At 45.8% G+C, this 12,244-nt stretch carries 13 protein-coding genes and 1 pseudogene; 10 read left to right on the forward strand and 4 right to left on the reverse strand.

The window, feature by feature from the left end; translation table 11 throughout:
* Positions 1 to 42: 42 nt before the first annotated feature.
* From R8N49_RS21185 to R8N49_RS21210, 6 genes are all read left to right on the forward strand, one after another.
* Positions 43 to 966 (forward strand): DMT family transporter, encoded by a 924-nt coding sequence (locus R8N49_RS21185; RefSeq protein WP_186585098.1) that lies wholly within the window; start codon positions 43 to 45, stop codon positions 964 to 966.
* A gap of 99 nt (positions 967 to 1,065) precedes the next feature.
* Positions 1,066 to 1,512, forward strand: coding sequence for an SRPBCC family protein (locus tag R8N49_RS21190; RefSeq protein WP_005375065.1), 447 nt, complete (start codon positions 1,066 to 1,068; stop codon positions 1,510 to 1,512).
* A gap of 83 nt (positions 1,513 to 1,595) precedes the next feature.
* Positions 1,596 to 2,348, forward strand: a complete 753-nt coding sequence (locus R8N49_RS21195; protein WP_186585621.1) for a phosphatase — start codon at positions 1,596 to 1,598, stop codon at positions 2,346 to 2,348.
* Positions 2,349 to 2,504: 156 nt separating this feature from the next.
* Positions 2,505 to 2,894 carry a cytochrome b562 gene (locus tag R8N49_RS21200; protein ID WP_021035869.1) on the forward strand — a complete coding sequence of 130 codons (390 nt, stop codon included), beginning with the start codon at positions 2,505 to 2,507 and terminating at the stop codon, positions 2,892 to 2,894.
* 218 nt (positions 2,895 to 3,112) lie between these two features.
* Positions 3,113 to 3,472, forward strand: a complete 360-nt coding sequence (locus R8N49_RS21205; RefSeq protein WP_080276971.1) for a hypothetical protein — start codon at positions 3,113 to 3,115, stop codon at positions 3,470 to 3,472.
* Positions 3,473 to 3,626: 154 nt separating this feature from the next.
* Positions 3,627 to 5,066, forward strand: a complete 1,440-nt coding sequence (locus R8N49_RS21210) for a PepSY domain-containing protein (RefSeq protein WP_318190070.1) — start codon at positions 3,627 to 3,629, stop codon at positions 5,064 to 5,066.
* 57 nt (positions 5,067 to 5,123) lie between these two features.
* Here R8N49_RS21210 and R8N49_RS21215 read toward each other — a convergent pair whose 3' ends face one another.
* The 3 genes from R8N49_RS21215 to R8N49_RS21225 form a co-directional block, all read right to left on the reverse strand.
* Positions 5,124 to 5,507: a VOC family protein gene (locus R8N49_RS21215; protein ID WP_053303870.1), complete on the reverse strand. Its 384-nt coding sequence runs from the start codon at positions 5,505 to 5,507 to the stop codon at positions 5,124 to 5,126.
* A gap of 11 nt (positions 5,508 to 5,518) precedes the next feature.
* Positions 5,519 to 6,448 carry a LysR family transcriptional regulator gene (locus R8N49_RS21220; protein ID WP_033906703.1) on the reverse strand — a complete coding sequence of 310 codons (930 nt, stop codon included), beginning with the start codon at positions 6,446 to 6,448 and terminating at the stop codon, positions 5,519 to 5,521.
* A gap of 77 nt (positions 6,449 to 6,525) precedes the next feature.
* Entirely contained in the window at positions 6,526 to 6,999 is a 474-nt protein-coding gene (locus R8N49_RS21225) for a hypothetical protein (protein WP_186585100.1), read from the reverse strand.
* 551 nt (positions 7,000 to 7,550) lie between these two features.
* Here R8N49_RS21225 and R8N49_RS21230 point away from each other — a divergent pair.
* The 4 genes and pseudogenes from R8N49_RS21230 (at position 7,551) to R8N49_RS21245 (ending at position 11,295) form a co-directional block, all read left to right on the forward strand.
* Complete coding sequence (locus R8N49_RS21230) at positions 7,551 to 8,234, forward strand: spondin domain-containing protein (RefSeq protein WP_005384002.1); 684 nt, start codon at positions 7,551 to 7,553, stop codon at positions 8,232 to 8,234.
* A 9-nt stretch (positions 8,235 to 8,243) separates the two neighbouring features.
* A pseudogene (locus tag R8N49_RS21235) lies at positions 8,244 to 8,940 on the forward strand (spondin domain-containing protein).
* 146 nt (positions 8,941 to 9,086) lie between these two features.
* A complete protein-coding gene (locus tag R8N49_RS21240) occupies positions 9,087 to 9,818 on the forward strand; it encodes a response regulator transcription factor (protein WP_009704975.1) in 732 nt (243 codons plus the stop codon).
* 103 nt (positions 9,819 to 9,921) lie between these two features.
* Positions 9,922 to 11,295, forward strand: a complete 1,374-nt coding sequence (locus tag R8N49_RS21245; protein ID WP_213879418.1) for a sensor histidine kinase — start codon at positions 9,922 to 9,924, stop codon at positions 11,293 to 11,295.
* Between the two features lie 28 nt (positions 11,296 to 11,323).
* On the opposite strand, the gene R8N49_RS21250 is transcribed toward R8N49_RS21245, so the two are convergent.
* Positions 11,324 to 11,839: a superoxide dismutase family protein gene (locus R8N49_RS21250; RefSeq protein WP_213879420.1), complete on the reverse strand. Its 516-nt coding sequence runs from the start codon at positions 11,837 to 11,839 to the stop codon at positions 11,324 to 11,326.
* Positions 11,840 to 12,244: the final 405 nt, after the last annotated feature.

Raw genomic sequence — 12,244 nt, forward strand, 5'->3', positions numbered from 1 at the left:
AGTGATGTCTTTTAAAATGCTCCATATATTAAGGAGTATTGAATGAATGCTGTAAATAAATCTATCCTTTTCATGTTGATGTCTACGTTAAGCTTATCTGTTACTGGACTGTTAGCAAAGCAGTTGTCAGGCGAACTTTCCGTCACACTATTTAGCTTCTTACGTTTTTTGGTGCCTGCGCTTATCTTGCTTATCTTACTTCGTGTGAAAAACCTTACCTTTCCTAAAGCGGGCACGCTAAAGCCTATTTTATTGCGTGCTCTTTGTATCGGTTTGTCACAACTTTGCTTTATCGCGTCATTACAAACGTTAACGCTCGTTGAGGGGGTCGTTTTGTTTGCTACTGGCCCATTATTTATTCCCTTGGTTGAAAAGCTGTTCATGAGGGGGCGCATTCGTGTTTCAACATTGGCGGCTTTAGCAATGGCGTTCACTGGTGTGGTTATGTTGGCGGGCGGTGGAAGTGAGATCACATGGCGAGCGGATTTATTGCTCGGCTTGGCTGGTGGACTCTTCAATTCTGGTTCTCAGCTTACGTTATATAAAGTGAGTAAAACAAATATGTCGCCGCTAGAAATCAACTTTTGGGCGTTTGGTTTTGCTGCCGTATTTCTGTTGCCGCTAACTTTGTTTAACGACTTCGACGCGTTACTTAATATGAGTGTTATGGCGCCTGAGATTTCTTCAAATGTGCTGTGGATCGGTATGATGTCTCTGATGATCATTAACACCCAAGTTTTTCGCTCCAAAGCATATAAACTGGCAAGCAGTGGCTCTCAACTTGCACCACTCATTTTTACTAACTTATTGTTCACTGCGGTTTGGCAGAGCCTGTTTTTTGAAGACCGAATGAGTCAAAGTCAAATTGTTGGGATGAGTTTAATAGTGCTCGCAATCATACTGAACACATGTTGGGTTCGCTTTACGGCGCATCGCAGTGGCGGTTTACAAGCGAGAACTTCTTAGTCTGTCGGAAAATGAAGGGGGCAGGTAGATAAATTGGTCGTGTGGTTTGATTTTTCCTGAGTATGGGCTAGCGTCAAGAAAGGTTCAAGGAGAGAAATCATGCTTACGCTAAATTATTACGTCGAAATTTCGGCGACACCGCAACGAGTGTGGGAAGTGCTAACCGATGTTGAGTTGTATAAACGTTGGGCGCAAGCCTTTTCACCGCAGTCTCAATTTGAAGGAGCTTGGGAAGAAGGAGGTGGCATCACTTTTTTTGATCCAGATATGGGCGGGACAAGGGCGATCATAGATACGGTGCTACCGCTTCAAAAACTTGAATTTCATCATGTTGCCATTTTTAATCCGGATAATCGTCAACAACTCGATGCTGACCTAGCATCTAGGTGGATCGGATCGCGAGAGATCTACCAGATCGATACCAACAACGATCGTTTACTACTCAATGTTACCATTCATACTCACAATGACTTTGTTTCCATGTTTAATCACGGATGGGAAAAAGCCTTACCCTTGATAAAAGCCATTAGTGAAGAGCAAGCTTAGGGTTCTTGCTTATCTTGGGCTGACGATGCGTTGCCGGAAGGTATACAATAGCACGCAAGATAGCGCACCTAAGAGAGTGGATGATGGAATTTAAAGTTGATACCCATACACATACGTACGCCAGTGGTCACGCGTACAGTACCTTGATTGAAAATGCAAAGTTGGCAAAAGAGAACGGGCTGGATATGTTCTGCACGACCGATCACGCAGAATTAATGCCGGGTGCGCCTCATTACTGGTTCTTCTCTAACCAGAAAATTCTGCCTCGTTTTCTTGAAGGCGTTGCGATTATTCGCGGCGTTGAATCTAACATTATGAATACCGAAGGCGACATTGATATTCCACTGAGTGTGGACCGCAACTTAGATTGGGTGATTGCGAGTTTTCATGAACCCGTTTTTCGTCCTGCAAACAAGCAAACTCACACGGAAGCACTTGTTAATGTCATTCAGAGTGGTCGTATTGATGCGCTCGGTCATCTTGGTAATCCAAATTTCGACTTTGATTTTCAGACCGTTTTAGCGTGCGCGAAAGAGCACAATGTCGCGATTGAAATTAATAACACCACGCTGAAAGGCAACAGCCGAGTAGGCAGCGTAGACCGTTGCCACGAGATTGCACAAATCGGGAAAGATCTCGGTGTTTTCTTCACCACGGGCAGTGACGCGCACTTCTGTCACGATGTTGGTAATCTGGATTTGGTTGGAGAGTTAATGGACAAAGTGGGTATTGATAGCAAGAAAGTGATTACTCACACCGCTCAGCAGTTTTTGTCTTTCTTAGCTTTGAGAGGCCGTAAACCAATTGCAGAATATGACAGCATTCTCAACGCATAAACTTGATTACATTTAAGGTATGCACCCGACGCCAGATTGCTTTACACTGCGACCCGGAAATACTCAACTAAGCTAGTTTTTCGCCTTTTATGGCGTAGGTTATTTGGGTGAATAAAGCCGACACAGAATTCGGCACTATAAATGGAGAAGTGAAAAATGTTACGTCCTTTAGTCCTAGGGTGTGCGATTGCGTTTGGCTCAACATACGCAATGGCAGAAGCGGTTGATTTAAAACAAAACATGAAACAGATGAAGATGGAATTCAAACAGGCGGCAGAAGCATCTGATGTCGAAACCATGAAATCTGCGATTGATAGCTTGCAAGCGATTGTTGAACAATCTAAGCGTGGTAATTACCCACCAGAGAAGTTTGATACTTACTTAGAAGGCTTTAACAAGCTGACGGTAACGCTAGATAAGATTGAAGCGGATCTTGATGCGGGCAAGCTACAAGAAGCAAAAGCTCAACTGCGTGAAATCGATAGTCTTCGTGAAGAGTACCACGACAAGCGCAATCCAAGCATTTGGAGCAAGTTGTTTGGCTAATTATATACTGAGCGGAGCATTTGCTCGTGGCAGTGGATTACGCGTTATCTCTAAGTAATGAATGAACACATTATCAGCCTGCCATTTCGGCGGGCTTTTTTGCGACTGTCAATCGATGCATTCAAGAAAACCTGTGAGGTAGCAAGCACTTATTGATCCTGTTTTTGAGCTATCACTCAAAATTGGTTACGCTGTGTGAAATTTGTTAAGTCACCGTTATGCGTAGATTAATTCCTTTTTACCGCTCGATGTTATTTGCTAGTGCTCTCAGTTGGGTGCTAGTGACACTGATGCCTGTTATCAATGCTCATGGTAACAGCATGGGCGTGTGGGCGACGCTATGTACGCTTAACGGATTTGAGTTGGTCCAAATAGAAGAGGGCGACAATTCGGTCAGCCACAAAGGCAAGCCTTGTCCGTTTAGCCACTTCTCGACTTTTCATCACGATACACTTCCAACGACACCGATACTTTCAAGACAGAGCTTGGTGACTTCTGACAGCTACGCTTATTTGGCTCTAAGTGTGCGATTTGAAACACCAGTTCCTCGAGCGCCGCCAGTTTCCCTTTTCTCATAACAAAAACAATTACAAGTAAATAAAGCCAACAACACTGCCACTTCGAGCAGTAGTACTCCCGAATCTAAGTCAATTAGCGCCGCATACAAATGTGTATGTGCAGGATGCGTTTGACTGAATTTGGGTGTTCAACAATGAAAAAAGGAAAATACACATGTTGAGAAACTCGGCAAAGCCTCAACTCAAGGAAGCCTCACGCGCAAAATCCATCTACTTTATGACGTGGCGATGGCACTTTTACGCAGGTTTGTTCGTCATTCCATTTATGCTCATGCTTTCCCTCACGGGGTTGGTGATGTTGTTTGATGATGAAATCGAACTGGCTCGATACGAAGCGACATTACAAGTTTCACCACAAGAGCACATGATTCCTGTCTCTGCACAATTGGAAACCGTAAAGCAGGCGTATCCCGATTTTAATGTCACTCAATTTGTACCTGCTAAAACGGCCGATATCGCCAACCGATTCTCGCTTCAAAACCAAGAAGGCAGCTCGCTGATTGTTGCAGTAAATCCTTACACAGGAGACGTACAAGGCACCATTAATCGTGGTGATAGCATCTATGAACTGATGAATAGTATTCACGGTACGCTGCTCATTGGCGACCTAGGCGACCGTTTAATTGAAATCGCCGCAAGTCTGGGGATTTTGCTGTTGGTATCTGGTTTGTACCTTTGGTTACCTAGAGACAACGCCAGTCGCGCCGGCGTTTTGAAAATTCGCCTTAACAACGGTCCTCGGATTTTGATGCGTGACCTGCATGCGAATTTAGGTGGTGTGCTGTCGATTGTTCTGTTGTTCTTTTTGATTTCAGGTTTGTCGTGGGCAGGGATCTGGGGGGCGAAAATGGTGCAAGCTTGGAATACCTTCCCAACCTATTACACATGGGGTGAGAAACCGGAATCCACACTGACACACAAAGATCTCAACCATGGCGCTTCAGAAGAGATGCCATGGAACTTAGAGCTTGCTGCTGTGCCTGAATCGAAAGACAAACCCGCTCATGATCATGCCAATATGAAGGAAGATATGGCATACGCAGGCAGCCATGATGCGCTCTCCATTGATGATATCATCCTCAAGGCTGAAATGATGGGCTTCACTGGTTATAAGCTGTTTTTGCCACGCTCTGAGAAGGGCGTTTACACCGTTGCAGCTAACTCCATGGGTGGCGATATCTCCGACCCAAGACAAGATCGCACCAGCCACTTTGACCAATATTCCGGTCGCTTGTTGGTGGATGTAACGTGGCAAGATTACAGCGTATTTGCCAAGTTCATGGCGGCAGGTGTGTCATTGCATCAAGGTGATGTGAGTATATTGAACAAAGTGCTCAACGTAGTGTTCTGTTTGGCGTTCATCTTAATCTCAATCACAGGTGTGGTGATGTGGTGGATTCGTAGACCAAGTCGCAGTGCCGCATTGGGCGCACCACCTAAGTTTCAGCAAGACGGTATTTGGAAGCTTGGCTTAGTAACGTTGGTGATATTGTGTCTGGCGTTTCCGATGGGCGGTTTGGCAATTGTTACGGTTCTCGCACTGGATTGGCTGTTGTTCAACCGCGTTGAGAAACTGAAAACGGCGTTGAATTAGTAACAGACAAAGAATGGAATAATAAAAGAGCCTGCGAAGTCGAAGTGCTGGCTCTTTTTATTTCTGGTAAATCTCCAGTGGCAAGCCATCTGGGTCTTGGAAGAAGGTAAAGGCTTTGCCTGTAAATTCGTCAATACGAATTGGCTCAACTTCAACGTCATTCGATTCTAGGTAGGCTTTGACTTGCTCAACATCATCAACCAAAAAAGCGAGATGTCGCAGGCCTTGCGCTTCGGGAAAGCTCGGTCTCTCAGGGGCGCCCGGAAAGCTAAACAGCTCAACTTGACTGCCGTCAGGTAAAGCGAGGTCAAGCTTGTAGGAGTCTCTGGCTTCACGATAGTTTTCGGCAATGACTTTCAGTCCTAACACTTCAGTGTAAAAGCGTTTTGACTTTGGGTAATCGCTGCAAATGATCGCGACGTGATGAATGGCATTAAACATGGTTAGCCTCTTCAAGCATGGTTAGTATCCTCGGAGACTAAATGCTCCTTAACGAAGTCGATAAACACACGCAGACGAGCGGGCATGTATTTGGTTTGCGCATACTGCATCGCGATAGCGCCATGGTAGTTACTCTTGATCATCCAATCCGGCAGAACCTCTACCACTTCTCCTTGCTCTAACGCGTCTTTGATCACGAAGTCATGGAAGATCCCAATTCCCAAGCCAGACTTAACCCCGTTCAAGCGCATTTGAGAATGGTTGACGGCGTAGCGTCCACTCACGGCAATGGAGTGGAACGCTTCTTCTTTAAAGAATGACCAGATGTTGTCTTTGTCGTTCTCGGCAAGATAAATGCAGTCGTGTTGCTCAAGCTCGGTTGGGTGCTCAGGCATACCATGTTTGGCTAGGTAATCTGGAGAGGCACATAAAACGAGATTGGTCTTGCTGATCTCTTTGAGCACTAGATTCTCATCGGGTTTGTCGGTGAGCTTAAAGGCAACATCAATACCTTGGCGGAACAGATCAATCTCACCATCTGCTGCACGCAGCTTAAGCTGAATGTTTGGATAACGTTCTAGGAATGGCAACACAAACGGTTGAAGCACCGAATTAAGAAATGCTTCAGGGGCTGCTACTGTGAGTGCGCCTGTTGGCTCAGCATGATCTTCCGCAGATAGCTCAACGGCTTGCTGCGCGGCATTCACCATTGCGATGCTTTGGTCGTAAACCTTTTGCCCTGCTTGAGTGATGATCAACTTACGAGTTGTGCGCTCAAACAGTTTGACCGAGAGGGCTTGTTCCAACCGTGTGATCAACTTACTTAAAGCCGATGGCGTTACGCCGAGTTGTTTAGCAGCAGCGGTAAAACTGCCTTCGTTTACCACCAAGATAAACGAAGCAAGATCAGGAAGTAGGGCAATGAGTTTTGGATTAACCATAATTGTTCAGTTCTGCGCAGCGGAATAACGATATTGTCTGGTACGGTTTCACGAGGTTCAAGTGTCACCGTCTCGCTTTAACGATATTTTGCCAAAAATGCATTGAGTGCAGGCAAGCCAGATTCACCAGTATGGTATTGCTGCCAACAGTGATAAATGGCCGTTTCATGGTCTGCAATTAACTCGATAGCTTCTCGCTCAGCGATTGAATACTGCTGTGAAGCTTTCACTTCTTCATGCCACTCTCGATACTTAACCTCATAAGGTTCTACCCACTTCAAAAGAGTCGCCACCAACTCTTGCCATGGTAAACCAATCCACTTAGTTGCATCTGCCAAGCCTTTATCCAGCATCTCTTGGTGTCGACTTTCGATATCCATGCCATGTGTTAGCAGTACAGGTTTGAGCTTTTCTGCGGTTAGCTCTTCCACTTCAATCAAGGTTTGCCACAGTGTTTGTTGTTCACTTTGGGTGTAATGGCTCAAGTAGTGGTTGAAAAAAGCGATGCCGTAGATTTCGCCATAGTAGGCAGACAGAACGTTATGAATCATGGTGAGAATCGTGATTTAAACAGGGAATACCGCATTGTAGGAGGGGAGAGCGCGAAGTGTAAATATCTGAATATACTCAAGTGACTTCAAGATACATGGTTCAGAGCGTTGTCACTGATTCAAGTTCAAGGAAAACAACGAAGCGGAATAGCGAGCTCTTTCCAAGTTGTTTGACGAAGAAATTGCTTCAGTGGCACGCTCCCGAAGGGCGAGTTGCCTTGGTTCGCATGCTTCGTTAACAATTTTCGATTTAGAACCACTAGATTTTCAAATTGTTGCCTCGCCTTCAAACCAAGTCATCCTCGCTGAACCAAGCATCTCGAGGTTACTTGAGTATAAATAAAAAAGTGCTGCTGACAGAATTCGAACAGAACTTGTGAGAATTTTATGAGAATTCGATGAAGTTGCTGATAGATTTGCTCGTCATTCTTAGAGGCAAGAACGCAAAACGTTCGAAACGTAATGCTTAACCTACTCAAGTCACGAACAAAGAAGTAAAGCCGTACACATGGGCTTGGGTAGTTCAACCCTCATTAAAGGATGGAATCACAATGAAAAAACGTACCCAACTCGGACTCGTCATGACTTCAGTCGCTATGGCACTAGGCTCTGCATCAGTGAATGCGGCGGAATTGGAAATCACCGTGACAAACGCAACCAAAGGCATCTACTTTACGCCACTTATTGTTGCCGCACATGGCTCTGATCTTCAAATGTTCAGAACGGGTCAAGCAGCAACGCCAGAACTAGAAGCAATGGCAGAAGGCGGTGATATCTCTGGTCTTGCTAGTGTGATTGGTAACGCTGGTGGTGCGGTGGTTGAGAACCCTGCTGGTGGTATTTTGAATCCGGGTGTTGCAACCACCTTCACCTTAGACAGTGGCGACCACGGATATCTTTCTCTGAGCGCGATGTTGCTGCCAACCAATGACGGTTTCGTCGGTCTGGATAGTTGGAAGATTCCAACGGAAGCGGGTACATACCGAGCAACGCTAAGAAGTTACGATGCCGGTACAGAAGCGAACGATGAACTTGCGTCTAGCATGCCAAACCCACCTTTCATTACCTTTGGTACTGGCGGCACAGGCGTTGAAGCAACGGTAACTAACGACAAAGTTCACGTGCATCCGGGTAACCTTGGTGATAGCGACCCAACTGGCGGCATCAGTGACCTAGACAGCAGCAGCCATCGTTGGTTAAACCCAGTTGCAACCATCACAATCGTTGTGAAGTAAGGGGGATGTATGAAATACAGAATCTTACTAGTAGCAGCTTCAGTCGGCTTGCTCGCCGGTTGTCCAAGCGATGATGATAATGACGTAGTGAAATCGTACCGCTACACCGTCAACGTGGCGAACTTGACTGCGAATCAACCTATGTCTCCGCTCGCGGTACTCACTCACAATGGTGACTACCAATTGTTTGAAATTGGACAAGCCGCATCTGTTGAACTTGAGCACCTTGCCGAAGGCGGTAGTAACGCTGAGCTGATTGAGTTGATGAACAGCAATGACAGTGTTTACCAAGGCATTTCGGGTAATGGATTGGTGTTGCCGGGGGGCATCGGACGAAGTCACCATCACGGTTGACCCTAGTCGTTACGGTTACTTGTCAGTGGCGTCTATGTTCGTGAATACCAACGATGCCTTTGTTGGCGAAACGGGGCTATCGCTCAAATCGCTCGCAGTGGGTGAAAGCTATGAAATGAGCATGAACGTTTGGGATTCCGGTACAGAGCTAAACGATGAGCTTGCCGCAACCATTCCGGGCCCAGCAGGCGGCGGTGAGGGCTTCAATGCCGCCCGTAATGACAGCAATGACGTTGTTGCATTCCATGCGGGGGTAGTTAGCCAAGATGATGGATTAGCAAACTCAGCACTTTCTGCGAACCATCGTTTCTTGAACCCAGGTGCGAAAGTCACCATCACTCGAGTCGAGTAACACAGGCTCCGATGACGTCTCCTTTCCAAAGCGCTTGTAGCCGAGCGCTTTATCCCTCATGGCGTCATCGGAACCTTTTTTGAAAGAATTTCTAATTTGTTCCGGTCATGTGCAAAGTGAGGATACTCGAAGGCAAGGAAAGGACCATGGAACAACAGGCAATCAATTTAGTCGCGAACATCTTGTTGGTGGAAGATGACGATGATTTGGCGGAACTGGTTCAGATGCATCTCAAGTTTCAAGGACACCAAGTGTCGCGAGCAACAAATGTCGCCGATGCTAAAGCGCAATACCAGCAACAACCCTTTGATTTATTGATCCTTGACCGAGGTTTACCAGATGGTGATGGTCTAGACATCTGCCATTATTTGCGGCAGCAACAAGATTGGAGCCCTGTGCTCATGCTGACCGCCAGAGACGGTGAAATGGACAAGGTTGACGGTTTAGAAGCGGGTGTTGATGACTACATCACTAAGCCATTTAGCGTATTAGAATTCCAAGCACGAGTGCGAAACGTGTTACGCAGAGTCAGCCAAACCGCAGAAGCCAAAGTAGTAGATGAAGTCCTCGAAGATGCGATGGATTTTGGTCCGCTGAGAATTATTCCGGAGTTGCACCAAGTATCCCTAAACGACAAGGATGTCACTCTTACCGCGACAGAGTTTACTTTGCTGCAGTTTCTCGCGACTCGTCCGGGCAGAGTCTACAGTAAAGATGAATTGCTCGATCACGTTTGGAACACCAGCCATTCTGGTTATCACCACACAGTGTGTAGCACCATAAACCGTTTACGCAGCAAATTGTCGTTGTCTGACTCTGATCATCACTTCATTCAAACCGTGTGGGGTGTTGGGTATAAGTTTCAACCAAGACACTAATGTAAGAAAGTAAGTCAAGACAGTAAGTCGGCAGCTGTTTTCACCGTCATTTTTCAATCATCACGGGTGTTTCAGAAACATCGCTGTTTAAGGAGGCGATAGGATGAGCTTCAAATCTCGCTTAGTGGTATTTACTAGCTTGTGGTTTTGCCTCGCGGCGGTGGTGATTGCACTGACTTACAATTGGCAAAAAGAAACCATTGAGTTACGCACCAAGCAAAGCCTGCATAAAGAGCTAGCCAGCCACATGCGTGATGATAATCCGCTGATGATCGGGACGGATTACAATCCGAAAGCGCTCAAGTCGATTTTTCACACGCTCATGCTGATCGGCCCTGATTTTGAAATCTACTTCCTCGATAGCCAAGGTAACATCACCACCCATGCTGCACCGGAAGGGGCGGAGATCATGGGGAAGGTGGATCTCAATCCCATTAAGCAATTCTTAAATGACCAGCCTTTTCCTATTTTGGGTGAAGACCCACGCAATCGTGGTGAGCACAAAGTCTTTTCTGTCGCGGCGATAGAAGAATTAGGCTCTACGATCGGTTATCTCTACGTGGTGATTGGCAGTACCCGACATGACGCCATTGCCAATGCTCAAGTCGATACTCCTTACATCGCGCTGGCAGGATTGGTCTTAGTGTCCATTTTAGGCTTTGCTCTTGGAGCTTATGTGCTGGTCAAACGTAGCCTATTGAATCCGATTGAGCGCGTGACCAAGCAACTTCAACAGCAAGCTGAACATGATTTCCGCCTGCAACCTGATTTTACTCACCAAGTGCCGGAGCTCGTGCCGATTGCGCACTCTTATCAGATGATGGCGAAGCACATTCAGCAACAGTTTTTACAGTTGGAGTATCAATCGTCTCATCGTCGTCAAAGCTTGTTGCAGCTTAGTCACGATTTAAAAACGCCGTTATCGAGCGTGCTGGGTTATTTGGAAACATGGCGTTTGCAACATCCGGAATCCGATCCTTTGATTGACGTCGCTTTCCGAAATTGTGAGAAGCTCTCAACTCAACTGCATTCTTTATTAGACGCCGCGCGCAAAGAAGCACCAATGCCAAACTACGAGTACCGCCCCGTGGATTTGGGAGCGTTGATGGCAGAATGTGCTGAAACGATGCAGAGCCAGTTTTCTCGTAAAGAAGTGGTGTTGAAAGTGGATATCGATAGTGAAATCCAAACCGTGGGTGATAAAGGACTCTTAGAGCGGTTGGTGTTGAACCTGCTTGAAAATGCATTGCGCCACAGCCCAATTGGCTCGGAAGTGCATTGCCAAGCGTATTTGAGTGAAGATAAGTCGCGCATCCACTTTACCTTCGTCAATCACATCGAGGAAGAAGCGGAGGGCGGTTCTTTGGGGATCGGGACGAAGATTGTCCAATCGATCTTAATGCTTCACCACAGCTACCTTGAGACCAATGCAACCTCCTCTCAGTATCAACAGAAGTTCACACTTCTCGCAATCTAAAGAGAAGTGTGAGACATAAAGTTAATGTTTATTCAATAACACCACATACGACGCGAGCGCCACCACCACCTAGCTTATTTGGGTGATCGGAGTGATTGTCACCACCTGCATGGATCATTAACGCTCGACCTTTTAAATCCGATAATTTTAGGCGAGGAGCGACAACGGGCTGATTGGCATTGCCGTCCATGTCCACATAGAGTGGAGGCAAGTCGCCTAAATGATTGTCATCGGTCCAAGGATAGCCATGCTTCCCTGTGTTGTTAGGATCATAATGGCCACCTGCTGCGCCGCCTAATACGGTTTTGTCATCCTTTTCTATGCTATCGCAAGATGGATTAGTGTGAACATGGAAACCGTGCACACCTGCTGACAAACCTGATAATTGAGGCGTAAAAACAACGCCATAATCACTTTGTGAAACCTCAATGGTACCAGCGCTCTCATTGGTGTTGAGAGCAGTCATTTCTACCGTTTTTGCTAGCGCGTTAGGGGCGGCGACAAGAGCGGATGCAACTGAAATGCATAGCAATCCTTTTAACATGGGACCTCCTTCTTTTAGGGTGTACGCTCAAGCACATATTAGTGAAAACCTGTTTTACTTATGTCTGTTGAGCGGTGAGTTTATGTCATAGAGTGATGTGTATCACTTTATAGTCTTAAACTGATATCTCGATCCGAAATCAGCTTTCTTTTATTTAGTCTTAACATGTTGAGATCGTTAAGATATAAAAAGAATAGACGCCAATCTTAAAATAGCCTGAATATTTTTAAATTAACGCAAAGTTAAATTTTTAATGACTTTATAACAAAGCTCATAATTGTTTTATAAAGAATTTGGTGGAATTGTCCGCAATAAAGAATAATCAAATTAACGAATATATTAATGTGAACATTGTTGTTTATAGATTTGTGGTCAAACTGTTGCTTATATCATCAAATAAGATAA

This window comes from Vibrio sp. 1978 (assembly GCF_033344345.1).

Coding starts and splice junctions, on each gene's coding strand:
- R8N49_RS21185 (WP_186585098.1), top strand. CDS start 43: ATGAATGCTGTAAATAAATCTATCCTTTTCATGTTGATGTCTACGTTA.
- R8N49_RS21190 (WP_005375065.1), top strand. CDS start 1,066: ATGCTTACGCTAAATTATTACGTCGAAATTTCGGCGACACCGCAACGA.
- R8N49_RS21195 (WP_186585621.1), top strand. CDS start 1,596: ATGGAATTTAAAGTTGATACCCATACACATACGTACGCCAGTGGTCAC.
- R8N49_RS21200 (WP_021035869.1), top strand. CDS start 2,505: ATGTTACGTCCTTTAGTCCTAGGGTGTGCGATTGCGTTTGGCTCAACA.
- R8N49_RS21205 (WP_080276971.1), top strand. CDS start 3,113: ATGCGTAGATTAATTCCTTTTTACCGCTCGATGTTATTTGCTAGTGCT.
- R8N49_RS21210 (WP_318190070.1), top strand. CDS start 3,627: ATGTTGAGAAACTCGGCAAAGCCTCAACTCAAGGAAGCCTCACGCGCA.
- R8N49_RS21215 (WP_053303870.1), bottom strand. CDS start 5,507: ATGTTTAATGCCATTCATCACGTCGCGATCATTTGCAGCGATTACCCA.
- R8N49_RS21220 (WP_033906703.1), bottom strand. CDS start 6,448: ATGGTTAATCCAAAACTCATTGCCCTACTTCCTGATCTTGCTTCGTTT.
- R8N49_RS21225 (WP_186585100.1), bottom strand. CDS start 6,999: ATGATTCATAACGTTCTGTCTGCCTACTATGGCGAAATCTACGGCATC.
- R8N49_RS21230 (WP_005384002.1), top strand. CDS start 7,551: ATGAAAAAACGTACCCAACTCGGACTCGTCATGACTTCAGTCGCTATG.
- R8N49_RS21240 (WP_009704975.1), top strand. CDS start 9,087: ATGGAACAACAGGCAATCAATTTAGTCGCGAACATCTTGTTGGTGGAA.
- R8N49_RS21245 (WP_213879418.1), top strand. CDS start 9,922: ATGAGCTTCAAATCTCGCTTAGTGGTATTTACTAGCTTGTGGTTTTGC.
- R8N49_RS21250 (WP_213879420.1), bottom strand. CDS start 11,839: ATGTTAAAAGGATTGCTATGCATTTCAGTTGCATCCGCTCTTGTCGCC.